25 protein-coding genes are annotated in these 25,571 nt (G+C 60.1%); 10 read left to right on the forward strand and 15 right to left on the reverse strand.

Annotation, left to right across the window (positions count from 1 at the left end; translation table 11 throughout):
• Positions 1 to 5: 5 nt before the first annotated feature.
• The 8 genes from MLC59_RS01565 to ffh all read right to left on the reverse strand — a co-directional run bounded on the left by MLC59_RS01565 (position 6) and on the right by ffh (position 6,800).
• Positions 6 to 1,307, reverse strand: coding sequence for a homoserine dehydrogenase (locus MLC59_RS01565; RefSeq protein ID WP_248230281.1), 1,302 nt, complete (start codon positions 1,305 to 1,307; stop codon positions 6 to 8).
• Positions 1,308 to 1,403: 96 nt separating this feature from the next.
• A complete protein-coding gene (locus MLC59_RS01570; protein WP_248230284.1) occupies positions 1,404 to 2,153 on the reverse strand; it encodes a thioredoxin fold domain-containing protein in 750 nt (249 codons plus the stop codon).
• A gap of 118 nt (positions 2,154 to 2,271) precedes the next feature.
• A complete protein-coding gene (xerD, locus tag MLC59_RS01575; RefSeq protein ID WP_248230553.1) occupies positions 2,272 to 3,186 on the reverse strand; it encodes a site-specific tyrosine recombinase XerD in 915 nt (304 codons plus the stop codon).
• Positions 3,187 to 3,336: 150 nt separating this feature from the next.
• Positions 3,337 to 3,693 (reverse strand): 50S ribosomal protein L19, encoded by a 357-nt coding sequence (rplS, locus tag MLC59_RS01580; RefSeq protein WP_248230285.1) that lies wholly within the window; start codon positions 3,691 to 3,693, stop codon positions 3,337 to 3,339.
• Positions 3,694 to 3,733: 40 nt separating this feature from the next.
• The gene (gene trmD, locus MLC59_RS01585) at positions 3,734 to 4,480 is read right to left on the reverse strand and encodes a tRNA (guanosine(37)-N1)-methyltransferase TrmD (protein WP_248230286.1); all 747 of its coding nucleotides are present in this window, start codon (positions 4,478 to 4,480) and stop codon (positions 3,734 to 3,736) included.
• A gap of 2 nt (positions 4,481 to 4,482) precedes the next feature.
• Positions 4,483 to 5,010 (reverse strand): ribosome maturation factor RimM, encoded by a 528-nt coding sequence (gene rimM / locus MLC59_RS01590; protein ID WP_248230287.1) that lies wholly within the window; start codon positions 5,008 to 5,010, stop codon positions 4,483 to 4,485.
• A gap of 21 nt (positions 5,011 to 5,031) precedes the next feature.
• Positions 5,032 to 5,274, reverse strand: coding sequence for a 30S ribosomal protein S16 (rpsP, locus tag MLC59_RS01595; protein WP_248230288.1), 243 nt, complete (start codon positions 5,272 to 5,274; stop codon positions 5,032 to 5,034).
• Between the two features lie 143 nt (positions 5,275 to 5,417).
• Positions 5,418 to 6,800: a signal recognition particle protein gene (gene ffh, locus MLC59_RS01600; protein WP_248230289.1), complete on the reverse strand. Its 1,383-nt coding sequence runs from the start codon at positions 6,798 to 6,800 to the stop codon at positions 5,418 to 5,420.
• Positions 6,801 to 7,043: 243 nt separating this feature from the next.
• On the opposite strand from ffh, the gene MLC59_RS01605 reads away from it, so the two are divergent.
• From MLC59_RS01605 to MLC59_RS01620, 4 genes are all read left to right on the forward strand, one after another.
• Positions 7,044 to 7,850 carry a cytochrome C assembly family protein gene (locus MLC59_RS01605; protein WP_248230290.1) on the forward strand — a complete coding sequence of 269 codons (807 nt, stop codon included), beginning with the start codon at positions 7,044 to 7,046 and terminating at the stop codon, positions 7,848 to 7,850.
• Positions 7,851 to 7,907: 57 nt separating this feature from the next.
• On the forward strand, positions 7,908 to 9,197 hold the full coding sequence (locus MLC59_RS01610) for an HlyC/CorC family transporter (RefSeq protein ID WP_248230292.1): 1,290 nt from the start codon (positions 7,908 to 7,910) through the stop codon (positions 9,195 to 9,197).
• Between the two features lie 188 nt (positions 9,198 to 9,385).
• Positions 9,386 to 9,988, forward strand: a complete 603-nt coding sequence (locus MLC59_RS01615; RefSeq protein WP_248230293.1) for a Yip1 family protein — start codon at positions 9,386 to 9,388, stop codon at positions 9,986 to 9,988.
• A gap of 233 nt (positions 9,989 to 10,221) precedes the next feature.
• Positions 10,222 to 12,447: a DUF1631 domain-containing protein gene (locus MLC59_RS01620; protein ID WP_248230295.1), complete on the forward strand. Its 2,226-nt coding sequence runs from the start codon at positions 10,222 to 10,224 to the stop codon at positions 12,445 to 12,447.
• A 70-nt stretch (positions 12,448 to 12,517) separates the two neighbouring features.
• Here MLC59_RS01620 and grxD read toward each other — a convergent pair whose 3' ends face one another.
• Positions 12,518 to 12,844: a Grx4 family monothiol glutaredoxin gene (gene grxD, locus MLC59_RS01625; protein WP_345799739.1), complete on the reverse strand. Its 327-nt coding sequence runs from the start codon at positions 12,842 to 12,844 to the stop codon at positions 12,518 to 12,520.
• Between the two features lie 327 nt (positions 12,845 to 13,171).
• Here grxD and argF point away from each other — a divergent pair, with 327 nt between their 5' ends.
• Together argF and MLC59_RS01635 are read left to right on the forward strand one after the other, a co-directional pair.
• Entirely contained in the window at positions 13,172 to 14,089 is a 918-nt protein-coding gene (gene argF, locus MLC59_RS01630; protein ID WP_248230297.1) for an ornithine carbamoyltransferase, read from the forward strand.
• 44 nt (positions 14,090 to 14,133) lie between these two features.
• Positions 14,134 to 15,204, forward strand: a complete 1,071-nt coding sequence (locus MLC59_RS01635) for an ABC transporter ATP-binding protein (RefSeq protein ID WP_248230298.1) — start codon at positions 14,134 to 14,136, stop codon at positions 15,202 to 15,204.
• Positions 15,205 to 15,242: 38 nt separating this feature from the next.
• Here the strand turns inward: MLC59_RS01635 and MLC59_RS01640 are convergent, their stop codons facing one another.
• The gene (locus MLC59_RS01640; protein WP_248230300.1) at positions 15,243 to 16,796 is read right to left on the reverse strand and encodes an ATP-binding protein; all 1,554 of its coding nucleotides are present in this window, start codon (positions 16,794 to 16,796) and stop codon (positions 15,243 to 15,245) included.
• A gap of 53 nt (positions 16,797 to 16,849) precedes the next feature.
• Positions 16,850 to 17,599, reverse strand: coding sequence for a response regulator (locus MLC59_RS01645; protein ID WP_248230301.1), 750 nt, complete (start codon positions 17,597 to 17,599; stop codon positions 16,850 to 16,852).
• A 334-nt stretch (positions 17,600 to 17,933) separates the two neighbouring features.
• Between MLC59_RS01645 and MLC59_RS01650 the strand changes: the two genes are divergently transcribed.
• Entirely contained in the window at positions 17,934 to 18,698 is a 765-nt protein-coding gene (locus tag MLC59_RS01650) for a GNAT family N-acetyltransferase (RefSeq protein WP_248230302.1), read from the forward strand.
• A 23-nt stretch (positions 18,699 to 18,721) separates the two neighbouring features.
• Positions 18,722 to 19,549, forward strand: coding sequence for a lysophospholipid acyltransferase family protein (locus MLC59_RS01655; protein ID WP_248230303.1), 828 nt, complete (start codon positions 18,722 to 18,724; stop codon positions 19,547 to 19,549).
• Here MLC59_RS01655 and MLC59_RS01660 read toward each other — a convergent pair.
• The 4 genes from MLC59_RS01660 to MLC59_RS01675 form a co-directional block, all read right to left on the reverse strand.
• On the reverse strand, positions 19,465 to 19,932 hold the full coding sequence (locus MLC59_RS01660; protein WP_248230304.1) for an FKBP-type peptidyl-prolyl cis-trans isomerase: 468 nt from the start codon (positions 19,930 to 19,932) through the stop codon (positions 19,465 to 19,467). The two genes, MLC59_RS01655 and MLC59_RS01660, sit on opposite strands and share 85 nt — an antisense overlap.
• Positions 19,932 to 21,917 carry an acetyl-CoA hydrolase/transferase C-terminal domain-containing protein gene (locus MLC59_RS01665; protein WP_248230307.1) on the reverse strand — a complete coding sequence of 662 codons (1,986 nt, stop codon included), beginning with the start codon at positions 21,915 to 21,917 and terminating at the stop codon, positions 19,932 to 19,934. Before MLC59_RS01665 ends, MLC59_RS01660 begins: the two co-directional genes overlap by 1 nt.
• A gap of 99 nt (positions 21,918 to 22,016) precedes the next feature.
• Positions 22,017 to 22,337, reverse strand: a complete 321-nt coding sequence (locus tag MLC59_RS01670; protein WP_248230308.1) for a hypothetical protein — start codon at positions 22,335 to 22,337, stop codon at positions 22,017 to 22,019.
• Between the two features lie 211 nt (positions 22,338 to 22,548).
• Positions 22,549 to 23,586 carry an NADP(H)-dependent aldo-keto reductase gene (locus MLC59_RS01675; RefSeq protein WP_248230310.1) on the reverse strand — a complete coding sequence of 346 codons (1,038 nt, stop codon included), beginning with the start codon at positions 23,584 to 23,586 and terminating at the stop codon, positions 22,549 to 22,551.
• A 199-nt stretch (positions 23,587 to 23,785) separates the two neighbouring features.
• Between MLC59_RS01675 and MLC59_RS01680 the strand changes: the two genes are divergently transcribed.
• Complete coding sequence (locus MLC59_RS01680; protein WP_248230312.1) at positions 23,786 to 25,006, forward strand: glycosyltransferase family 4 protein; 1,221 nt, start codon at positions 23,786 to 23,788, stop codon at positions 25,004 to 25,006.
• Positions 24,975 to 25,556 (forward strand): phosphatase PAP2 family protein, encoded by a 582-nt coding sequence (locus tag MLC59_RS01685; RefSeq protein ID WP_248230313.1) that lies wholly within the window; start codon positions 24,975 to 24,977, stop codon positions 25,554 to 25,556. Before MLC59_RS01680 ends, MLC59_RS01685 begins: the two co-directional genes overlap by 32 nt.
• Positions 25,557 to 25,571: the final 15 nt, after the last annotated feature.

Consider the following 25,571-nt stretch of genomic DNA (forward strand, 5'->3'; position numbering starts at 1 on the left):
ACCTGTCAGTTGAAGTTTTCTGCGCGGATGCGGACAACCTGGTCATCCACCTCGTCCAGGGCTTCCAGTTCCTCGATGGCCTGGTTGACCTGGCGCTCCTGTACCGTGTGGGTAAGGATGATCACCGGAATCCGGCCATCATGGACCTCGGATTCCTTCTGCATGATGGACTCGATATTGATGCCATGCTCACTGAGGATGGACGCCACCTTGGCCAGCACACCCGGACGGTCCAGGGCCTGGATGCGCAGGTAGTAGGCAGACTGGGTGAACTCCATGGGCAGCACTTCGAGGTCCTCGATGGCCTCCGGTGCGAAACCGAGGTAGGGCACGCGACCCTGGGCGCCAGACTGGACGGTTCTGGCAACATCGACGATATCCGCGATAACAGCAGAGGCGGTGGCCTCATCACCCGCACCCGGCCCGTAGTACATGGTCTGCCCAACCGCGTCACCGTCCATCAACACGGCGTTCAGAACCCCGTCTACCTGGGCAATCAGGTGACTCCGGGGAACCAGTGTCGGGTGGACCCGCAGCTCGATGCCGCCTTCACGGCGACGGGCAATACCCAGGTGCTTGACCCGATACCCCAGCAACTCTGCGTGGGCTATATCGTAGGGCGTAAGGCGGGAGATGCCTTCAGTGTAGGCCCGTTCAAACTGCAATGGTACGCCAAAGCTGGCGGATGCCATGATGGTGAGCTTGTGGGCCGCATCGACGCCTTCCACATCGAAGGTCGGGTCGGCTTCTGCATAACCCAGGTCCTGGGCTTCCTGGAGCACCTCGTTAAAGGGGCGCCCCTTGCGCATCTCGGTGAGAATGTAGTTGCCGGTACCATTGATGATGCCTGCCAGCCAGTCGATTCGGTTGGCCGCCATGCCCTCACGAATTGCCTTGATAACGGGAATACCGCCGGCGACACCGGCTTCATAGGCAACGGCAACCCCGGCCTGTGCGGCGGCTTCGAAGATCTCGTTGCCATGGACCGCGATCAGCGCCTTGTTGGCGGTTACCACATGCTTACCGTTGGCGATGGCTGCCAGTACCAGCTCGCGGGCGGTTTCATAGCCGCCAATCAGCTCGACCACAACATCGACGTCCGGATCGTTGACCACATCCATGATATCGGTACTGAAGGGAATATCGCCAAGATCAATATCGTCCCGCCAGGTGCGAGTCGCTACCCGTACCGTACGGATGGCACAACCAGCACGGCCAGCAATCAGGCCAGCGTTCCTGGTCAGCACATTGAACGTCCCGCCACCGACGGTCCCCAAGCCGCAGATTCCGACCCTGACTTCTTTCAAGCTTCACCTCAATGCCCGATGGATAGTATTTGCGGCACTAGTATACCGATTAGCCGGGCTCAGAACACCACCGCCCGGCCAATATCAGGCATCGGTTCAGTTCAGGCCAAGGCCTTCTGCCAGCTTGTCTGCGGGTACGTAGCCACGAATCATGTTGCCGTCCTCCAGCAGGATGGCCGGCGTGCCGGTTACACCCACCTGCTGACCAAGCTGGTACTGGTCCGCTACCGGATTGTCACAACTGGCCTCGGGAACGCTCTCTCCAGCCTTGGCCCTGTTCATGGCCGCCACCTGGTCCTCGGCGCACCAGACCGACTCGTACTTGGCGAATGACGGCGTGCCAGGACCCGAACGGGGAAAGGCGTAGTAATTCACGGTAATACCAAGGTCATTCAGACGCGCCATCTCGTCATGCAACTTGCGGCAATAGGGACAATCGATGTCCGTAAACACATCGACTTCGGCCCTTTGCTCGCCATTCGCCGGATAGGTAATCAACCCCTTCTCACCGAAGGAAGCCATGGTTTCAGCTCGCTCACCTGCCCGGGCTTGCTCGGTTACGTTGACGATACCCTTGTCAGTGAGCTGAAGCATTTCGCCGGCAAGGATGTACTCGCCATCTTCGGTGGCGTAGATCATGTCACGGTTATTGGTACGCACCTCGTAAAGGCCGGGGACCGCTGACACCTTGACTTCATTGACCTGGAGGCCTGGCACGGCGTCACTGAGCCGCTTGGCAATGATGTCTTCAGGGGTTTCCGCTACCGCCTGGGGAGCCACCAGGAATGCGCTCAGCGCCAGGATGGCTGCTACACCACGTAGGGAACGGACTAGCAATTGATTCATGGATAACCCTGCTTTTTCGAAAGGGGGTGGATTTTTGATTCGGCACTCAGTAGACCAAAGCCCTGCCCACGGAGCAATTGTTCGCTGTCCGGTTGTGACTGAACGACAGTGAAAAAGTTCAGCCTCGCGGATGATGGGTATGATGCAGGTCCTGGAGGCGCTGTTGTGCTACATGGGTGTATATCTGGGTTGTTGACAGGTCCGCATGGCCCAGCAGCATCTGCACCACCCTCAGGTCGGCGCCATGGTTTAAAAGATGGGTTGCAAAGGCGTGGCGGAGGGTATGAGGCGACAGTTTCTTGCGGATACCGGCCCGGTCGGCGTAGTGCCGGATCCGATACCAGAACGCCTGTCGGCTCATGGCCGTACCACGGTTACCGGGAAACAGGTCATCGGAGACCTTGCCCCGCAGCAGCTCCCCCCGGGCCTGGTTCATATAGCGAAGCAGCCAGTCGACAGCCTCCTCTCCCATGGGTACCAGACGCTCCTTGTCTCCCTTACCGGTCACCCGGATCACCCCCTGCCGGAGGTTGACCTGGTCCACCCGTAACGTCACCAACTCGCTGACCCGCAGCCCGCAACCGTACAAAATCTCCAGCATGGCCCGGTCACGCAATTCCAGACGCTCATCCCGCACCTGCTGCCCCAGCGGCTCATTCAACAGCCCCTCCACGTCGGCCTCAGACAGGGTATCCGGCAAACGGCGGGCAAGGTGAGGGCTTTCAATGCGAAGCGTCGGATCCTCGGTAACCAGGTGTTCCCGCAGAAGATACCGGTAGAACCGGCGCAGCCCGGACAGGCGCCGGGCGGCCGTGGCATTCTTGCGACCCTGGACAAAGGCGGAGGATATCCAGTCCAGCAGGTGCTGACGGCCGGCTCCCAAAAGCGACGGCGACCCTGGCCTGTCCGCCAGCCAGGCCGACAGCAGCCGCAGATCACTGCCATAGGCCGAACGGGTTTTTTCCCCCAACCCATCCTCCAGCCAGAGTGCATCCAGGAACCGCTGGATCAGGTGCTCGTCTTCAGCTCTCAGGGGCTTTCTGTCTTTACGCTCAACCACTTTGCGGTCTCCGCCATGCACTTGTCCGGTTTCCAGACGCGAAAAAGGGCAGCCGAAGCCGCCCTTTTTCGTTGCCTGCAAAGCGGACATTGCCCGCCTGCGGCCGTATGCGCCAGACCTGGATCAGCCCAGCTTTTCCTTGATCCGTGCGGCCTTGCCGGACAGTTCGCGGAGGTAGTACAGCTTGGCCTGGCGAACGTCGCCACGACGCTTCACAGAAATGCTGTCAATCAGCTTGGAGAAGGTCTGGAAGGTACGCTCAACGCCCACACCATAGGAAACCTTCCGTACGGTGAATGACGAGTTCATACCACGGTTGCGCTTGCCGATAACCACGCCTTCGAACGCCTGCAGACGCTCACGGTTACCTTCAGTTACGCGAACCTGTACAACCACGGTATCGCCCGGTGCAAACTCGGGGATTTCCTTGGTCATCTGCTCCGCTTCAATCTGACTGATGATGTCGTTCTTGCCACTCATCGTTATGTGCTCCTGATACCCAATCTCTTAATGCCCTGATTCAATCAGAGGCACCCGGTTCGTTTAAAATCTCGTCCAGCAGCTCACGCTCTTCGTCCGTCAGCACCCGCTGCTCCAGCAGGTCGGGGCGTCGCTCCCGGGTTCGCCTCAGCGACTCTTTGAGCCGCCAGCGCCGGATCTGTTCGTGGTGACCGCCTAACAATACATCCGGCACCGCCTGGCCTTCGTAGACTTCGGGCCGGGTGTAGTGCGGACAATCCAGCAGACCGTCAGCAAAGGAGTCCTGCTCCGCTGACTGCGCATGACCCAGCGCTCCGGGGATGAGGCGTGTAACCGCATCAATGACGGCCATGGCCGCCAGTTCGCCACCGGACAGAACAAAGTCTCCCAGTGACACTTCCCGATCGACTTCCGTCGAGATCAGGCGTTCGTCAACACCCTCGTAGCGACCCGCCACGAGGATCAGACTATCCTGTGAAGCCAGCGACTCCACCACCTGCTGATCCAGCCTTTCACCCTGGGGTGAAAGATACACCACACAGGCCTTGCCCGGCGCTTCCTCGCGGGCAGCGTGGATAGCGTCCCGCAGGGGCTGGATTTTCATCAGCATGCCGGGGCCACCGCCGTATGGCCGGTCGTCTACCGTGCGATGCCGATCATGGGTAAATTCCCGCGGGTTCCAGCGCTCAAAGGTCAGCAGACCTTCACGAACTGCCCTGCCGGTAATCCCGTAGTCGGTAACCGCACCAAACATCTCGGGGAACAGACTGACTGCGCCAATCCACACCCTCAGAACTCCGGATCCCAGTCAACGACGAGCCTGTCAGCCGCCAGTTCCACTTCCGTAACCACCTGGCCCGGAAGGTAGGGAATCAGCCGCTCACGCTGGTCAATGGAGGCATCGTCTGCCCTCACAACCAGCACGTCATTGGAACCGGTTTCCATAAGGTGGTGCACCCTGCCAAGGCGCTCACCCTCTGTCGTAACCACGCCGAGCCCTTCCAGCTGATGCCAGTAGTACTCACCCTCCGGCAGCGGCGGCAGCTCCGATAGCGGAATCCGTATCTCAGCACCGCCGTAGGTCTGCGCCAGGTTACGATCGTCAATACCCTTGAGCTTGACAACAATGCCCGGGCCATGACGCCGCCCGGCTTCAAGCTCTGCCGGGATGCGCTTACCTTCGTGGAGCAGCATCCAGTGCCGGTAGTTCAGAATCCCGTCAACGGGGTCCGTATAGGAATAGACCTTAAGCCACCCCTTGACCCCGAAAACCGAGGTAATCCGGCCGATCACAGTTTCCTGTGGATGCTGTGTCATGCCAGGTCCCCGGTAAAACGCTTACTTGGCAGCGGCCTTCAGCAGCTGTGCAACACGCTCGGAAGGCTGCGCACCCTGGCTGATCCAGTACTGCACGCGCTCCTGGTCAACACGCAGGCGCTCTTCCTGGCCACGGGCGATCGGGTTGAAGAAGCCTACGTGCTCGATGAAACGACCATCACGGGCGTTGCGGCTGTCAGTTACTGCCAAGTGGTAGAAAGGACGCTTCTTGGCGCCACCACGAGTCAAACGGATTGTTACCATTTCGACCAATATCCTGTTCAGTTGTACGAACTTTGTACGATTCATGCGAGGCGCGCTGGCACCCACACGTCGACCCATACTCGAAAGGGGCGCTATTCTATGCTAATTCCCCGGTAAAGAAAACAGGCAACACGTCCCGATTTCTACATACGCCCAAATGGCGGCATACCTCCACCACCGGGCGGCATCATGCCCTTCATTCCGCGCATCATATTCTGCATGCCGCCCTTCTTGCCGAACTTCTTCATCATTTTCTGCATCTGCTTGTGCTGCTTAAGCAAACGGTTGATATCCTGGATCTGGGTACCAGAACCAGCCGCAATACGACGCTTGCGGGAGTTATTGATGGAATCGGGGTAACGGCGCTCTTTCGGCGTCATGGAGCAGATGATGGCCTCCATCTGACCGAAGGTCTTGTCGTTCACCTGACTCTGCGCCATCTGAGCCATCTGCCCCATACCGGGCAGCTTGTCCAGCAGACCGGCCATGCCGCCCATATTCTTCATTTGCTGGAGCTGGTCGCGGAAGTCCTCGAGATCAAAGCCCTTGCCCTTCTTGATCTTTTTAGTGAGTTTGTCGGCCTTCTGCTTGTCCAGCTTGCGCTCGGCCTCCTCGATCAGGGAAAGCACGTCCCCCATACCAAGGATTCGCGACGCCACCCGGTCCGGATGGAAAGGCTCCAGGGCATCCGACTTCTCACCCACCCCCATGAACTTGATGGGCTTGCCGGTAATATGGCGTACAGACAGCGCGGCACCACCACGGGCATCACCATCGGTCTTGGTGAGCACCACACCGGTCAGCGGCAGCGCATCACTGAAGGCCTTGGCGGTATTGGCCGCGTCCTGGCCGGTCATGGCATCGACCACAAACAGGGTTTCCGCCGGGTCGACGGCCTTGTGGAGGCGACCGATCTCCCCCATCATCTGTTCATCAACGTGGAGCCGGCCGGCGGTATCCAGGATGACCACGTCCACATGCTTCTTGCGGGCGCTATCAATGGCGCCTTCCGCTATGGCGACCGGGTCCTGGTCCGCGGAACTCGGGAAGAACTCAACACCGACTTCGCCAGCAAGGGTTTCCAGCTGGCGGATAGCGGCCGGCCGGTATACGTCGGCGCTGACCACCATTACGGACTTTTTCTCACGCTCCTTCAGCAGACGCGCCAGCTTGGCCACAGTGGTAGTCTTACCGGCACCCTGCAGGCCAGCCATCATGATGACAGCGGGCGGGCGTACGGCGAGGTTCAGTTTTTCATCGCCGGACCCCATGACCTGCTCCAGCTCCTGCTGGACCACTTTCACAAATACCTGGCCTGGCGTCAGGCTGCGCTGGACCTCCTGGCCCAGGGCCCGCTGGCGAACCCCTTCTACAAAGGACTTGACCACTGGCAGGGCCACATCGGCCTCCAGCAGGGCCATGCGAACTTCACGCAGGGTTTCCTTTATATTGTCATCGGTCAGCCTGGCCTGGCCGGAAATTTTCCTGAGACTCCCGGAGAGTCGGTCTGTCAGGTTCTCAAACATGGTGGTATCCGTAGCCCTGAGAATGAATCGCTGAAACGGCAGCGCCCTGTTTACCGGTCACGGATGACCGGTCAATTCCGTCGCTGTGCCGGGACATGACGCCGCACGCAAACCGGTTGATTCCGGTTGCACAATCACGACATTATAACCAGACTAACGCGCTGAAACGACCAGCCCGGTCATTTCGGTATGCCGAAACCCGAAAGCCCGGACCCTATCACATAACCACCAACCAGGAATGCCATGGGAACGCTGATTCTCGCTGTAACCACCCTGTTCCTCTATAGCATTGGCACCGCCCTGCAGGCACTGACCTTCAGGGGCCGGATCAGCGTAAGCAAGCATGTACACACCATCATCGGCATCCTTGGCCTGGTGGCCCACGGCCTGCTGGTATGGCGCACCCTGTTCCAGGAAGGCGCCCTGAATCTCGGTTTCTTCCAGAGCTCGCTGCTGATCTCCTGGCTGATGATCGCGTTACTGCTCTTCATGAACCTGCGCAAACCCCTGGACAGCCTCTTCCTGGGAGTCTATCCCCTGGCGTGCCTTACCGTGGTCTTCGCGCTGCTGACCCACGCACCACCCCGTTTTATCCAGCGGGACGACTGGGGCATCCTGTCGCACATCGCTCTCTCGGTCACCGCCTACAGCCTGTTTGCACTGTCTGCGGGGCAGGCATTACTGCTCTACTTCCAGAACCGTCAGCTCAAGCACAACTACAACAGCCCCCTGGTACGAAACCTGCCGCCCCTGCAAACCATGGAGTCGATACTCTTTGAACTGGTCTGGGCCGGCGTAATCCTGCTGGTACTGGCCATCGTCACCGGCGCCCTCTTTGTCAGCGACCTGTTTGCCCAGGACCTGGCCCACAAGACGGTGTTCTCGCTGATTTCCCTGGCAGTGTTCTCGGCCCTGCTGATCGGCCGGCAGACCCAGGGCTGGCGCGGCATAACCGCCAGCCGGTGGACCCTGGTGGGCTGCGCCCTGCTGGCCCTGGCGTATTACGGCAGCAAGTTCGTACTGGAACTGGTGTTCCACCGGGCAGGTTGACACCCGGGCTGCCGAACCCTATTTTTCCCCTTCATACGCAATACAAGGACCCCCCTCTTGAACGAGGCATCGCTTACGGCGCTGTTCATCCTGCTCGCCGGACTGATCGTTCTTTCGGCGTTTTTCTCCAGCTCAGAAACCGGGATGATGTCCCTCAACCGGTACCGCCTGAAGCACATGGCCAAGACCGGCCACAAGGGTGCCCGTCGCGCCCAGGGCCTGCTGCAGCGCACCGACCAGCTGATCGGCGTCATCCTGATCGGCAACAACTTTGTGAATATCTTTGCCTCGTCGATTGCCACCGTCATTGCCATCCGGCTTTGGGGCGATGCCGGCATTGCCGTGGCCACCGTGGCCCTGACCATTGTCATCCTGATTTTTGCCGAGGTGACACCCAAGACCCTGGCAGCGCTGTTTCCGGAAAAAATTGCCTTCCCCGCCAGCCATGTCCTCGGCCCGCTGCTGAAACTCCTCTACCCCGTGGTGTGGGCGGTCAATCTGTTCACCTCCGCCATTCTCCGCCTGCTACGGGTGTCGGCGGAAGACGCCAGTTCGGACCACCTTTCCCGTGAGGAGTTGCGTACGCTGGTGAACGAATCCGGCGCGCTGATCCCCTCCAAGCACAAGGATATGCTGGTCAGTATCCTGGACCTGGAAAAGGTCACGGTTAACGACATCATTGTGCCCAGGAACGAAATTGTCGGCGTCGACCTGGAAGATGGTATCGACGACATCCTGCGCCAGTTACGCACCAGCCAGCACACCCGCCTGCCAATCTATAAGGGGGATATCAATAACATCCAGGGGGTGCTACACCTTCGCAATGTCTCCCGCCTGCTAATGCAGGAGAACGTCAACAAGGCCATGCTGATGCAGCTGTCACGGGAGCCCTACTTTATTCCGGAAAGCACGCCGCTCAATACCCAGCTGATCAATTTCCAGAAAGCCAGGCGCCGCTTCGGCATTGTGGTGGACGAATACGGGGATGTGCTGGGCATCGCCACCCTGGAAGATATCCTCGAGGAGATCGTCGGCGACTTCACTACCGACTACTCCGAAACCAGTCCCGACATTATCCCCCAGGAGGACGGTACCTTTATCATTGATGGCAGCGCCGCAGTACGGACCATCAACAAGAACCTCCACTGGAAGCTGCCTACCGACGGCCCCAAGACCCTTAACGGCCTCATCACAGAAACCCTGGAGTCCATTCCCGAAACCAATGTCTGCCTGGTAATCCATGGCCACCGCACAGAGGTCCTGCAAATCAAGGACAACGTGGTCAAGGCCGCCATCGTGCACCCGGCACCGCGGAAAAAGTCCTTTATTCGTCAGCAAAGCTCCTGAAGGCATAGATTTAATTATTCTATTAATTACTTTTTAAAAAGATCATGGTTTAAACGAGTTCTTGACCGTTACTGCCCCTCTAACCAAAACTGACCCTGTGCGACACATTGACGCGCTTGCAACCTGCCGGAACTGAGGCCCGCCTCAAACCCGGCAGGCTGCCCGACAACAATAAGAGGAGAAGGTCCATGAGCCTTTCACATACTGTAGGTCTGCTGACCCACCCTGATGAAGAGTGGGAAGCCATCCGTAATGAATCCGAATCCGTATCCAAGCTCTATTTTGGCCATATCTTCATACTGGCGCTGATCCCAGCGGCAGCTGCCTTCTACGGAACCACCCAGGTCGGCTGGCAGATCGGCGGCAGCCAGGTGATCCGGCTGACAACCGGCAGCGCACTGCAGCTTTGCGCCCTCGCCTACCTGGCGATGCTCGCCGGGATCTATATCATTGGCAAATTCATAGATTTCTTTGCTGCGACCTATGATGTGAAAGAAAGCACGCCCCGGGGGATCACCCTGGCGGCCTATACCGCTACGCCCATTTTCCTGCTCGGCGTAATTGCCGTGTACCCGAACATCTGGGTTAACATGGCCGTAGGCATTGCGGCCATCGCCTACGCGGTCTACCTTCTGTATGAAGGCTTGCCGATACTGATGAAAATCCCGGAAGAGCGCGGTTTCATGTTTGCCTCGTCGGTACTGACAGTCGGGCTGGTGATGTTTGTGGGCCTGCTCGCCATCAGTGTGGTGGTCTGGAGCATGGGAGTTGGGCCTCAATACGTCAGCTGAACCCGGTTTTTAACCGCTGCCAGCACAGAAAAGGCCGGCCCGGAAGGACCGGCCTTTTCTGTGCCACGACTTCACTCAGACAGCAGGTGATGTGGCTTTCTGGGGCATGGCTATATTGTTACTGATAATTAATCGTGTAACCCCGGTATATTTTGCGATAGATTACGCAGATAAATAACGATCTCAGAGTAAGCTCGGTAACGTATCCGGTTGAGGCTCATCAGGAGTTAGCCATGAACAGACAATCCGGCATACATTACCTGCACGACCGACCTGGTGCAGGTGGGCCGGTTTCCGCCCCCCCGGAAGTATCCCGGATCAGGGATACCGTGGTAGCAGGGCTGGGCGACCTCCTGCAGGGCGCATTTGATGCCGTGGACGACTCGCTGTTCGAGCTTGCCAACAATGCCCGCAGCAATAACGAACAGAATCGTTACTTTGAGGCGATGCGTGAAATACGCATCAAGCGCAAGGGTGTTGAAAAGCAGTTCCAGCACTCCGTGGCCTCTCTTTTTGACCACCCTCCGCTTGCGGATGCAGACCAGCAGGCCCAGGAAAAGCCGACACCACAGGATTCAGCCTCTGCCGATAGCCTCTCGCTGATCCATGACGACGATCTCGAAGAGCAGGTCGCCCTTAACGCAATGATCTCCAAGTCCCGGACCTACTTCCAGGGACCCCTTCTGCAGCTGCAGACCCGCTTCACGGTCATCTACCCGAAGGCGTCAGAGGAGCGTCCGGTCAACCCCATGTTGCCGGACTACATCTGCCGGGCGTTTGCCAATGCCGCCGACGCCTTCGAAATCCAGATCCGTGAACGGCTTATCGTCCTCAAGCAGTTTGACCGCTACGTCATTGCCAACCTGGGTATGCTCATGGACGAGGCCAACCGCATCCTCGTCCAGGCCGGGGTGGTGCCCAACTTCCGTTATCAGGGCAAGACCCGGCAGGACCAGCAAACCGCAAGCAGCGCCAGCCAGCCGACCGGGCACCGTGAAGAGGCAGCCGACTCCGCCGGCAATTACCAGGCGCCGGAAGATGATGCCCTGTTCCAGCAGATTCGCCAGCTTCTGGCAGAACAGCGGGGCCACCGCAGTTACAGTGCCAGCCACTATGGCAGCGGCCATGGACATACAGAAATCCATATCGTTGGCGGTGCCGAACTGCTGCAGATGCTTTCGCAGGCCTCCACCAGCGCCCCCATCCAGGGTGAAGCCCCGAACAACCTGAGCGCCGGTGAACCGGTCACCGTGGACCTGAGGGACCTGATCGAACATATCCTCCAGGGCCGAGAGACAGATGATGGCAAGCAGCCCGCCCTGCAGGAGATGGACGAGGACCTGATCAACCTCGTGTCCATGCTTTTCGACTTCATCCTGGATGACTACAACCTGTCAGCGCCGATCCAGGTGCTGATCAGCCGGTTACAGATCCCGATCCTGAAAGTCGTCATCAAGGACAAGTCCTTCTTCAGCCGGGCCAACCACCCCGCTCGCAAGCTACTCAATTCCCTGGCCCGGGCCGGTATCGGCTGGAGCAACGCCGACGAAAAGTCCCGGGACAAACTGTACGACCGGATTCATGACATCGTGGCGCGAATCCTGGACGAGTTTGACGGTGACATCTCCCTGTTCGAAGTGCTGGGAGAGGAGTTCGACCAGTTCCTGACCCGGGAAAACCGCAAGGCTTCTCTGGTTGAACAGCGCACCCGGGAATCCGAGCGGGGGCGCATCAAGTCCCAGAAAGCCCAGGAGACGGTGGACCAGGTTCTCCGCGAGAAACTCGCCAGGCGCCCGGTCCCGCCGGCCATTCACGATATCCTGATGAATGGCTGGAGCCGCGTTATGTTCCTGGCGTATCTTCGGGATGACGTGGAGCACCGCTGGGATCAGTCGGTACGGGTAGTAGATGACCTGGTGTGGTGCCTGCACCCTCACCTGGATGACGACGAGCGGGACCAGTGGGTCCGGGTGGTGCCACGACTGCTGAAAGCGCTGCGCGCCGGGCTGGAGGAGGTATCCTATAACTCCTCACGCCTTGACGACATGATGGCGAAACTCAAACACGAGCTCACCGAGGCGTTCCGTAACCTCGCCCTGGCCGAAGCCCGCGAAACAGATGATCCGGCCCCCGTCGAACAGCCCGTTCCCGAGGACCCCGAAGAACCGCTGGACGCGGGCATTGCCGAGTACCTGCCGACGATCGATACCATTAACATCGGGCAGTGGGTGGAGTTCCGCCTTGTGAATGGCTCCAGCTTCCGCTGCAAGCTCTCCGCCATTATTGATGAGGCGGACTGCTTCGTATTCGTCAATCGCATGGGCCTGAAGGTCATCGAAAAGACCCGTATCGACCTGGCCCAGGAGATGCACCGCGGTCGCCTCACCATTCTCGAACAGGGTGCCCTCATTGACCGCGCACTCGACGCCGTCGTGGGCAGTTTGCGAAACCAGGCCTGACCTCCCTTTACAGAATCCAAAAAAAAGCGCCCCTCGAGGCGCTTTTTTTGTTCCGGATCCTGCCCGCCGGTCAGGCTTCCTGCTGCTTGGCAGCGGACTTGATCATATCCGTCAGCTCGCCGCTCTCGGAGAGTTCAAGAACGATGTCACATCCACCAACGAGCTCGCCGTTGATGTAGAGTTGGGGATAGGTTGGCCAGCTGGAGTAAGCCTTGAGGCCTTCACGCAGTTCCTGGTTGTCCAGGATATTTACGAACGCGAACCGTTCGCCGCATGCCATGACGGCCTGAACAGTGCGGGCTGAAAAGCCGCACTGAGGAGCCTGTGGCGTGCCTTTCATGTACAGGATGACCGGGTTCTCGTCCAACTGGCTCTTGATCTGCTCATTGATATCCACAATATCACCTCACGCATGGGATTGATCTGGGGTTTATTGTACACGCCATCCCCAATTCCGACCAACATACTCAGGTATCCATGACTTGCTTCACCAATGGTCCTCCGTCAATTGTCATCCCTCCGGGAACCCTATAGACTTGCTTTTTTCGTCCCCCGGGGATTATTTTTCCCGCAGGGAACAAGGGGAGCCCCTCGGAAAGCCCTGACACCTGTTGCCAGGTCTTTCCCGGGGGTTCCTTGATTATGGCCATGCAGCCGGTGCGGGAACCGCATTCTGGCAGGTTTTCTATTTGCTGCGGGCCGGAAAACGACAACGGGCATCGCCATGGCTGTAAGACACTTTCTCACTCTCAATGACCTCAACATCGATGAGCTGAACCAACTGCTGGACCATGCCAGCTTCCTGCGCCGGGATTGGCAGGCCGGCAAGGTTCGCAGCACCCTGGCAAACCGGGTACTCGCGATGATCTTCGAGAAGTCATCTACCCGCACCCGGGTGTCCTTCGAGGCGGGCATGGCCCAGCTCGGCGGCAGCGCCATGTTCCTTTCTCCGCGGGACACCCAACTGGGTCGCGGCGAACCGATCGAGGACTCCGCGAAGGTGATCTCCAGCATGGTGGATGCGGTGATGATCCGCACCTTTGCCCATGAAACCGTGGATCGCTTCGCCAACGTCTCCCGGGTGCCGGTCATCAACGCCCTGACCGATGACTTTCACCCCTGCCAGCTGCTGGCTGACATGCAGACCTACCGGGAACACCGGGGTGACATCACCGGAGCGACGGTGACCTGGGTCGGCGATGGCAACAACATGTGCAACTCCTACATCAACGCTGCCCGGATGTTCGGATTCCAGCTCAACGTTGCCTGCCCGGAAGGTTATGCGCCGGACGCCGGACTGCTCAGTGACAATGCCGACTGCGTCAGCGTGTTCGAAGACCCCCGCGAGGCGGCCCGGGGCAGCAACCTGATCGTTACCGATGTCTGGGCCTCCATGGGCCAGGAAGAAGAGGCCGACGCTCGCAGCAAGGTCTTCGCCCCCTACCAGGTCAATGCCGAGCTGATGGAGCTGGCAACCCCCGATGCGCTGTTCATGCATTGCCTGCCCGCTCACCGGGGTGAGGAAATTTCCGACGACATGATGGACCACCCCGGTTCCGTCGTATGGGATGAGGCCGAGAACCGGCTCCATGCCCAGAAGGCCTTGCTGGAGTTCCTCATCCTTGGCCGGTTGGAGCAGTAATCCGGGCAAGCCACTTACTACCACAGTCCACCGGAGCATTGTCCATGCCACCACACAACCTCACCTCAGACACCTGGCTCCTGGACGTCAAGGCGCTTGGTTGCGGATACGGTGTGGGGAATGTGGTATCAGGCGTGAACTTTGCCCTCGGCCATGGTGACATCGGCTGCCTCCTTGGCCCCAGTGGCTGTGGAAAAAGTACCATCCTGCGCGCCCTCGCCGGCTTCCTTCCCGTCAGTGAGGGCGAAATCCGCCTCAACGGCCAGGCCATCAGCCTGCCAGGGCGGACCACGCCGCCGGAAAAGCGCCGTATTGGCATGGTTTTCCAGGACTACGCGCTGTTCCCTCACCTGACCATCAGTGAGAATGTCGGCTTCGGCCTCAAGGGAATGAAGCGGGATGAAAAACATGCCAAGGTCATGGAGCTGCTGCAGCTGGTACACCTGCAGGACCTGGCGGACCAGTATCCCCACCAGCTTTCTGGCGGCCAGCAACAGCGGGTTGCACTGGCCAGGGCACTGGCACCCGAGCCTACCCTGATCCTGCTGGACGAACCTTTCTCCAACCTGGATGCGGACTTGCGCCGGCGTCTGAGCCTGGATGTGCGGGACATCCTAAAAGACCTGGGCATCAGCGCCCTCCTGGTCACCCACGACCAGCAGGAAGCCTTCGCCATGTGTGACCAGGTGGCCGTACTCAAGGACGGGCAGGTGCAGCAATGGGATGTGCCCTACAACCTGTACCACGAACCAGCCAACCGTTTTGTCGCCGGCTTTATCGGCCAGGGGGCGTTTATTCCCGGACGCGCGACTGGCCCGGATACCATTGATTCAGAGCTGGGGCACCTGGTGGGCAACCGGGCTTATCGCTGGCAACCGGGCACCCTGCTGGAAGTCCTGATTCGCCCGGACGATATCGTCTATGACGAAACCTCTGACCTGCAGCCCCGTGTCATAGAGAAAACCTTTGCTGGCACCTCCACCCTGTACCGGTTCCATATGTCCGAGGATACCGAGTTCGAGGCGCTGTTTCGCAGCCACCTGGATTTCCGCCTCGGCGAGCATGTGCCAGTGCGGGTCGAAGCTGACCACCTGATCGCCTTTGAGCGCACCTGACACTCCCCGGGCGCCTGCACTGAGCGCCCTGGCCGTCATTACTGACGACGGGGCCAGACCAGGCTGAAACGGGCACCCCCGAGTTCGTCACTCCGGCCCACAAAGGACTGGCCGCCGTGCCAGAACAGGATCCTCCGGACTATGGACAGCCCCAGACCATACCCCCCGGAATTGCGGGTACGACTGTCGTCCAGGCGTGCAAAGGCACTGAAAACCTTTTCCCATTCCTGCTCGGGTATGCCGGGACCGTCGTCCTCTACGTCCACCCGGCAGTTTTCATCATCGAGGGAACAGCTCACCCGCACCCGTCCGGCAGCATAGCGGCAGGCGTTGCCCACCAGGTTCTGAATGGCCCGGTGAAGATATCGCGGCTCGACATCGCTTTCGGCAAACAGCTCAGACTGCTCCGTGATGACGGCATCAATGGTCACCGCCGGATGCAGCACCTGCTGCTCTTCGATCACCTGGCGGACAAGGTCTGTGACACTGGCCGGCCGCAGGCTGAACACCGGCCCGCCCTGTTCCAGGCGGGCATAGGTGAGGATTTCGTCGATCAGCTCGTCCAGTTCCTGGATGTCATTGTCAATTCCGTCCAGCTGTCGCTGCAGGGCCTGCTCGTCCCGGGCGCTTTCAATCATCTGCACACCGAACCGGATACGAGCCACGGGGGTACGCAGCTCATGGGACACCGCGTGGATCATCTCCCGCTGGACCTCTACCAGTCGCTGGATTTGCTCGGCCATGCCATTGAAGGAGCGTGCCAGGCGGGACACCAGATTGCCCTGTCCCGGCTCCACCCGTGCTTCCAGGTCCCCCCGGGCAATACGCACCGCGACAGACTCCACAGAGCGAAGGTTGCGCTCAAGGTCACGCATCAGCAGTCGCACAGCAATAAGCAACACCAAGGCCGCCAACCCGACCAGCAACAACAGCACTGGCCAGGACAGGGTGCGAAATCCGGGCGGCATATCCATGCGCACCAGGGCGCCGTCAGCAAGGCGCATCAGTACCCGGCCCTGCCCCTGGTCGCCGTACCAGGCGATATTGCGCTCCCAGGCGCGGTCCAGCACCTCAGGTGCCGGCAACTGGTCAACATGTGACAGTGATGTCAGCCGTACCCCCAGCGCCTCTGCCAGCGAGCCTGAAAGGGAGTCCCGGCCTTTCCCCGGGGGCACCTCGTTCATATGCCACAGGAGGACCAGTGCCGTCGCCTCAGCCAGATCCTGGTAAAGGTTGCGGAACCTCAGGGACAGTACGCCCCCCGCCGGCCGGGCCACCAGTAACCGGGCCCCCACCTGATCCGACACCACCAGGGTCTGGCCATAGCCCAGCCGCTCCTGTGCGACAGCATCCAGGTCGAGCTCGCCTACCCGGCGGATATTGAAATCATAAAGCCCGGGAAGCCAGTGGTACTGTTGCCGGGGGGTTGGGGTTGTGGCCAGCCAGTCCATCAGGGGTGCAGCGAGCTGTTCCTGCCACGCCTGGTGGCGTACGGAGGATAGTCCCCAGGCAACAACGGAACAGCTCAGCGCAATCAGCACCGCCAGCCCGGCGAGGCGTGTGAACAATTTGAGGGAAAAGGTCACGGGCATGGGTCAGCCTGGCTTGGGCAGCGCCGAACACCACGGCGCCGCCCGGTACTGGGTCAGGCTTCCCTTACGAACAGGTAGCCTTTACTGCGTACAGTCTTGATACGACGAGGGTGCACCGGATCATCGCCAATCTTGGGGCGGATACGTGACACCCGAACGTCAATGGACCGATCTTGCCCATCGTACTCGATACCCCGCAAAGCGGTGAAGATCTCCTCCCGGCTGAGTACCCGACCCGCGCTGCGCGCCAGCAACCAGAGCAGGTCAAATTCGGCGCTGGTGAGGTCAATACTTTCGTTATTGAGCCAGGCCTCGCGCATGGAGCGATCGACCACCAGGTCACTGAACTGAAGCCGCACCGGCTCGTCCTCTGACCCGGTTGCCGGCACTTCCCCTTCCGCCGGCCCCGTCGGGCTGGCAGCCCGGCGTAGCAAGGCGCGGATGCGAGCCAGCAACACCCGTGGCTTGACGGGCTTGGCAACATAGTCATCCGCACCCATCTCCAGGCCAACTACCTGGTCGAGGTCGTCACTACGGGCAGTCAGCATGATGATAGGTCCATCATAGAACGGACGCACCCGGCGGCAGATGGATAAGCCGTCCTCCCCCGGCAGCATCAGGTCGAGAACCACCAGGTCCGGACGCTCATTGCGGATACGATCAACTGCATTGCCGCCATGATTCTCGTGGCTGACCAAAAGCCCATTACTTTCAAGGTATTCGCGGGTAAGGTCTGCCAGACGTTCGTCGTCCTCGACTATCAGGATTCGCCAGCCTTCGTTTGTCTGTTCCACGCCATCCATCTCTGCTTTGTGTTGTTATCCGTCAGAGAGCGCCCCGACTGCGGGTGCACCCTTGCTTTGTTCTCTGACCAGCATTCCGGACACAGATCACCGTTATGAGCAATCTCAGCCGCCTGGCCGGTTCATGTAACAATGATTATACATACTGATGCGAAGAATACATGATGCCACGCGATGTAACCTTCCGTCACAAAAGATAGCACCGCTGCAGCCTTCTGCCACAACCTCCCGCACTTCAGGGACCAACATCGTCACAAACTCGTCACTGACAGGTCACTGACCTGTCATAGCGCCTCCATAGCCTGTCCATGAACGGACAACCAGAGAGCGCCCGATGACCGCATTAACCGCCCGTGCTGATTTGCCCCGACGACTTCACACCTGCGTCACCCGTGACCCGGCCCAGGTCACCCTGGCCCAGCGCCTACGTTACGAGGTTTTCTCTGCCGAATATGGCTCAGACCTCGGCGCGGAGACACCAGGCCTCGACGCCGACGAGTTTGACCACTGGTGTGACCATCTCATGGTCACTGATGGGACCACCGGAGAGCTGGTCGCTACCACCCGTATCCTGAGGCAGGACCACTGCCCCGAAACCGGTGGCTTCTACTCAGAGAATGAATTTGACCTGGGCCGCCTCCTGTCCCGGCCGGGACGGGTGGCCGAACTCGGACGAACCTGTGTACACCCGGCCTACCGTAACGGCGCTACCATCGGAGTGCTCTGGTCCGCACTTGCCGTGTGGCTGATGGAACATCACATTGACCGGGTGATAGGTTGTGCAAGCATCAGCATGTCTGACGGCGGACTCAAGGCCTGGCGTATTGCCCGCCACCTCCAGGACCGGTATCTTTCTGCGGAAGGCGACCGGGTATGGCCTCGGCGAGCGCTGCCCCACCTGACCCGGTCAAACCCGGAGCGACCGGTGGAAATACCCGCGCTGATACGCACCTACATGCGCCTGGGCGCCCGGGTCTGCGGGGAACCCTGCTGGGACCCTGAATTCCGCTGCGCGGATATGCTGGTATTGCTGGAAGTAAGAGACCTCTCCGCACGCTACAGCCGCCATTTCATGCGGCAGGCACCGGGAGGGGCCTGAGCGGGGAATCGACGGAGACAATAATGGCGGTAGTTCGCCTGCTGGTCAGACTGGCCTTTCTGCTTGCGGTGCTGGGAGTCACCACCACCATTGCCTTGCTGCTCCTGCTGGTGGACCGGGTGACCGGCCGTCCCCACAGCCGTTCACCCGTGGCCAGGGTATGCTTCCTGGCCTGCTGCCGCTGCCTGGGTATTCGTATCAGTGAAGCAGGCTCACCACCCCCGGGCCCGGCGCTGCTCCTGAGCAATCACATTTCCTGGACCGATATCCCGGTTCTGGGCGGGCTGATGGAAATACGCTTTCTGTCAAAGGCAGAAGTGGCAAAGTGGCCACTGGTAGGCTGGCTGGCAAGGCAGGCGGGCACGCTGTTTATCCGCCGCGGCAGCGGAGAGGCCGCCCAGCGACGTGAGGACATCACCCGCACGCTGCAGGCAGGACAATCCGTACTGGTCTTTCCGGAAGGCACCACCTCGGCCGGCCTGACGGTGCTTCCCTTCTTTCCTCGCCTGATTGGCGCGGCGGCGGCCGCCGAGGTGCCGGTGGTGCCGGTGTCCATCGCCTACCTGCGAGAGGGTGAGCCCTGCCATATCGCGCCCTTTATCGGTGACGACGAGTTCCACCATCACCTGCTGCGGCTGCTGTCAGCCCCGGCCCCGGAAGTGCGGGTAACCTGGCACCCTGCCCTGACGCCAGCAGCCAGCGTCAGCGCAAGGGAGCTGAGCGACCAGGTACGCGCGGTGATCCTCGACGGCCTGCGGCGGAGCCATCAGGTACCGGGAATCAGCGGTTGCCCGGCGGCCACCTCGTCGTCCGTCGCTTCCCGGACGGAAATGATCTCCAGGTCAAAATAGAGCGTGAAGCCCGCCAGCGGGTGGTTGGCGTCAACGTGGATCAGGTTGCCGTCGATAACGACCACCTGTACCACCTGGGCATCTTCACCGGTGTTGGTCTGGAACTTCATGCCCACCTGGAGGTTTTCCACCCCCTCGAACGCCGACCGAGGCACCTTGCGCACTAGATCCGGGTTATGCTCTCCATAGGCCAGCTCAGGGGGAACGGTGACCTCCAGGCAATCGCCGGGGCCCCTGCCCCGAACGGCCTTCTGGATTCCTTCGATAACGTGGCTGGCGCCATCAAGGAAAGTCAGGGGCTCACCACCTTCGGAGGTGTCCACTACTTCACCAGCGCGATTCTTGAGACGGTAATGGACCGTGTAGATCAATGGACGTTGCATCAGTTGACGGCTTCTCCGGATGAATTAAGGGCGCCGGCCTGCTCCAGGGCAACGGCCAGCAGGCGACGGTTGAGTTGCACCTTCGGACCCCGGCCCGCAGCCAGGCCCATGCGTTCGAACCAGGGTTTCAGCTCGGCCCGCCGGGTATCCACGCTGGCAGCCCGCGCGAAGGTGCGCAGCTTACCACGGGTATCCGCCGTTGCCGACTTGAGCGACTGCAGCGCCTTCGCCAGCACCAGCTCTTCTTCGGTGAAGTCACAGCCAAACGGGAAGGCCGGGAAAGCGTCGCCATCACCAACGGATGACAGGGCTTCGCGGACATGGTCCGGTGTGTTGTCACGCCAGGAAGCCGGCAACTCGAAATCCCTGCGCACCTTACCCGCTGCCTTGGCCTGCCGGAGCAGGTCCGGCTGAAACCGGGCGTCGGCAATGCGTATCAGGCCCAGGTAAACTTCCTCATCCGGCTTGCCCCTCAGGTCTGCCAGGCCGTACTCGGTTATCACCAGGTCACGCAGGTGGCGGGGAATCGTGCAGTGGCCATAGCCGAACACGATATTGGACAGCGTCTGGCCACCACTGGAGCGGGTACTGCGCAAAGTGATGACTGAACGGGCGCCAGGAAGTTCGTGGGCCATGGCAACGAAGTTGTATTGACCACCCACCCCGCTGACGACCCGGCCATCGCCAAGCCCATCGGAAACCGCAGCGCCGGACAGGGTGTGCATCATTGCCGAGTTGATAAAGCGGGCGTGGCGCCGCTGGGCGGCCTTCAACTGCTGACTGCCGAACCGGTGATCATAGAGATCGTTGATGAAATTCACACTGGTCATGGAGATCCTGGCCCGGTGTTGCTGGTCCAGCTCACGCAGTTGCTGATAGAAATCCTCCGGGCCAAGGTAGAAACCGCCGTGCATGACCACCCCGGCGTCCGACACGGGCTCACCACGATTGGCCCGCTCCTGGGTCTCCAGGTCTTCGTAGACCTGGCGTTTGAGGACACCCGCCTTCATCAGGTGGAGAAACCCGTCCACCATCATTTCACTGCAGCCATACAGGCCGTCGCGAAACGGCCCCGTGTCCCCCTCACTGGTAACAAACGGAAAGCGGGAAGCTATCCGTAGCCGGTCATAAAATGCCATCCACTGCTCGTTATGGCGGTGACGGAGAATGGCACTGTACACCACCGCCGCACCCAGTGAGCCTATGCCCACCTGCAGGGTACCGCCATCCTTCAGCAGGGTACTGGCGTAGAAGCCGATAAGGTGGTCAGCGGGACTGATGGATTGCTGGGGCACCGGGAACAGGGGGTGATCTGTGTCCGGCTGGTCCAGCAGCAGGTCAAAATCGGTTACGGGAACGGCTGCATGGTGCCCCAGCCAGGGAAGGTTGCGATTGACCTCACCCACTACGGCTACCTTCTGGCCGGCGGCCTGCTGTTGTCGCAACCGGGGCAACAGGTCCAGGGTCAGGTCGGGGTTACAGCTCAGGCTCACCGGACCTCCGGTTTCTCCGGGCGGCGCTACCATCTGGAACACGACGTTTATGCCCTGGGCCAGGAGGTCCCGGACCGCATGGGTGTAGTTGGTGCAGACGTAGTTTCGCTGCTGGTCGGTATTGTCGAGGAAGCTGCCGGCCTTGAAGAAAAACTCCGACACTTTCACGTTTGCCGGCAACTTCTGGTCCATCACGTCCCTGGCATAGTGCAGCTCCGGCACTTCACCATAGAGGCGTTTTACAAACGGGTCGAGAAAGCCCCGCTCAAGTGCGGAACTGCCCTTCGGGGCCAGCAGCGAAATGGCGGTCACAATGTGAAGATCGATGGACGGGTCCTGCCTGGCCCGGTCATAGAGGGTATTGACCAGCCTGACCGCCTTACCGAGCCCCAGGGGGAGGCCCAGCACTATGCGCTTGCCAACACGTTCGATTACCGCGTCTACGCAGGCCTCAGCCGTGGTTGCCCTGATGCCTTCCGGTATTTCCGACATGGATCGACGACGCCTCCCTGAGCTGTGAACAATGGGAGAATCATCCCACGTCGCCCGGGGGCTGACAATTCAGTAAATGGACTGGGAGAAAAGGTGCGCTCAGAAGGTCCAGCGAAGGTTGAGTGCTGCACCTTCGTTTATCAGCGCCACCGAATGGTCCGGCTTCGCAGAAGCCGAGGCATAGCGACGTCCCTGGACGCTTTCAGCTGCAGAAATACGCCAGCTGAGCAGTCGTGAGCCCAGGTCAAGCAACGCATCTTCGTCGTCGTAGATAAAGTCTCCGGACATGCGATCCTGGATTTCCGACGGATTACCGGTATAAATCTCGGTAGGCAAGGCCTCTCGTTCACCCGCTTCTGCACGCACGACAAATGCCACCGTGTTCAGAATCAAAAGGGCTACGAATAGGCGAAGAATCATGGAGCGTCTGCCTGCAATATCGGGTGTGAAATGGATTTAACAATTATGACGAAAGTCTAAACGTTTGAACAGCAAACTCTGTGACCGGAAGCACAGCTACCGAGGCATTTCTGAAACGGTTTGTGGTCCCGCGTAACAAAATGTAACCACGCCGGAACCAGGTCCTGGAGGACCTGGTTCCGGCGGCACAGTCCGACCGACGGAGGTCGATCTACGGACAGGGGTAGGTGAACGCCTTGTGGAGTTCTTCCAGTGACTTCAGTACTTCATCACTGAGGGTAACATTGACCGAGTCGATGTTCTCCCGTAACTGCTCCATGGTCGTGGCGCCGATAATATTGCTGGTTACGAACCGGCGACTATTGACCCAGGCCAGGGCCAGGTGGGCGGGTGTCAGGCCATGGGCCTTCGCCAGCTCGCAATAGGCACGGATGGCCTCTTCGGCATGCTCACCCTGATAGCGAACGAAGCGTTCGAACAGGGTTATGCGGCTGTTCTCTGGCCGTTGGCCGTCCAGGTACTTTCCGGTCAGCATGCCGAACGCCAGCGGCGAATAGGCCAGCAGGCCCACGTCTTCGCGGTGAGCCACTTCCGCCAGCCCCAGCTCGAAGGTCCGGTTCAGCAGGTTGTAGGGATTCTGGACAGACACTGGGCGGGGCCAGCCGTGCTGCTCCGCCAGCTGCAGGTACTTCATGGTGCCCCAGGGCGTTTCGTTGGACAGGCCGATATGGCGAATCTTGCCTTCCTGGACCAGCTCATGCAGTGCACCCAGGGTTTCCTCGATGGGCGTAAACTCCTCATTCTCACGGTGGCGATAACCCAGCTTGCCAAAAAAGTTGGTGTTCCGGTCCGGCCAGTGCACCTGGTACAGATCGATATAGTCGGTCTGCAGCCGTTCGAGGCTTGCCTCGCAGGCCTGCCGGATATGGTCCCGGGTCAGGCGCGGGCCGTTACGAAGGTAGGTAAGGCCGTTGCCGGGGCCAGCCACCTTGGACGCGATCACCAGGTCATCCCGGCGCCCCCGCCGGGCCAGCCAGTTACCCAGGTACTGCTCGGTCAGGCCCTGGGTTTCTGCCCGCGGAGGCACCGGATACATCTCCGCTGCATCGATGAAGTTGATGCCCTCACCGGTGGCGTAATCCAGTTGTTCGAAGGCTTCCTGCTCGGTGTTCTGCTGCCCCCAGGTCATGGTGCCCAGGCAGATCAGGCTTACATCCAGGTCGGTACGGCCCAGTCTTCGCTTTTCCATCCTTCCTCCTACGGCTTGCTTGTTGGCATTGTGCACGCCCGGGTCAGCCCTGGCGCGGGTTTCAAGGGAATGTCACAACACTGAAGTATGACTGTCATATTTCATTTCCATAGTGGGTACATGGAAAACCAGTCAGTTGTCTCGTTAATGGACCAAGAGGTTAACCGCAACCACCCGAATCATCCAGCAAGGCCTCCTAATGAACACAGCCAGTAGTCAGCCCTCCCCTCGCCGGATCACCATCGTCTCGGAGACCTTTACCCCGGAGATCAATGGCGTGGCCAATACCCTGAAACACCTTTGTCGGGGGCTGTATGCACGGGGCCATGAGGTACAGGTGGTGCGACCGGCCCAGGCCGGGGACACGGGCAAGGATGACGGACCTTCGGATCATGGTATCCCACTGCACCATGACCTGGTGCGGGTGACCGGGATACCACTGCCCGGCTATGCGAACCTGCAGTTCGGGCTTACACGCCGGCGGCACCTGCTTACGCTCTGGCAGAAGCGGCGCCCTGACCTGGTCTATGTGGCAACCCAGGGGCCCCTTGGCGTGATGGCGGTTTCAGCCGCACGGGCCCTGGGCATTTCAGTCTGTTCCGGCTTCCACACCAACTTTCACAGCTACAGCCGCCATTACCATGCAGGCTTTCTGTCACGCCTGCTGGAACGCTATGGGCGCTGGTTTCACAACCGCACCGCCCTGACCCTGGTGCCAACCCGGGCCATGGCCACGCGGGTGCAGGCCATGGGCATCCACCCTGTGGGCCTGTGGAGCCGCGGTGTTGACTGCCAGCTGTTCGCCCCCAGCAAAAGGGACCCGGCGTTGCGTGCAGAGTGGGGCCTGCAACCCCAGGACCGGGCGATTCTCTATGTGGGCCGGCTGGCTTCCGAGAAGAACCTTCAGTTAGCCGTATCCTGTTTCGAGCGCATTCGCGTTCTGCATCCGAAGGCCAGGTTCATCCTGGTGGGCGACGGCCCCCAGCGTAGACGGTTGCAGGAAAAGCACCCGGACTATCTGTTCAGCGGTATCCGCGAGGGAGAAGACCTGGCCCGGCACTATGCCTCCGGCGACCTGTTCCTGTTCCCCAGCAAAACGGATACTTTCGGCAATGTGGTTACCGAGGCCATGGCCAGCGGGCTCGCGGTAGTAGCCTTCGACGATGCAGCGGCCAGCGAACATATTCGCCACGAGGAAAACGGCATGGTCGCCCCACTGGATGACGACGAAGCCTTCGTGGAGCACGCCCTGACCCTCGCGCAGCAAAACACCTTGCTGGGCAGCATTCGCCAGCAGGCCCGCCTGGATGCGCTGGACCTGGACTGGGGCAGCCAGGTGGAACAGTTCGAACAACTCACACTTACCCTGAACAGGAGGGACCGGTGCCATGCCGTCACCCCGGGTATCCCGATTCTTTGACCAGGTAGACCAGGCAGAGTTTGCCTTCTGCCGGATGATCAACCGCAGCCTGCGCTTCCGGCCGGTCACCATGCTGTTCAAGGTAGTCAGCCGGCTGGGCGACGGCTGGCTGTGGTACGCGCTGATCCTCGCCCTGCCGCTGATCTACCCTGAAGACGGACTGGCCATTGCCTTGCTGATGACCGGCGCCGGGCTTGCCTGCACCCTGACCTACAAGTACCTGAAACGAACCCTGGTGCGAGAGCGTCCGTTTATTTCCTTCCCGGTGATCCACTGTGGCACACCGCCCCTGGATCGTTACAGCTTTCCCTCCGGCCACACCCTGCATGCGGTCTGCTTCACCAGTGTGCTCGCGCTGACGCTGCCCGTACTGGCGCTCGCAGTCTTGCCCTTTACCCTGGCAGTGGCGGCATCCCGGGTTGTGCTCGGGCTGCACTATCCCAGTGACGTGCTCGCCGGGACCATGATCGGAGGCGTTATGGGTATTCTCTGGGTGTCATTCGGCGCAGAACCGCTGCTGGCATTGTTCGCCACGACCGCGAATCCCTGAGGTTGTGTTTACAGG

The organism is Marinobacter bryozoorum (assembly GCF_023156245.1).
Classification (GTDB): Bacteria; Pseudomonadota; Gammaproteobacteria; order Pseudomonadales; family Oleiphilaceae; genus Marinobacter; species Marinobacter bryozoorum.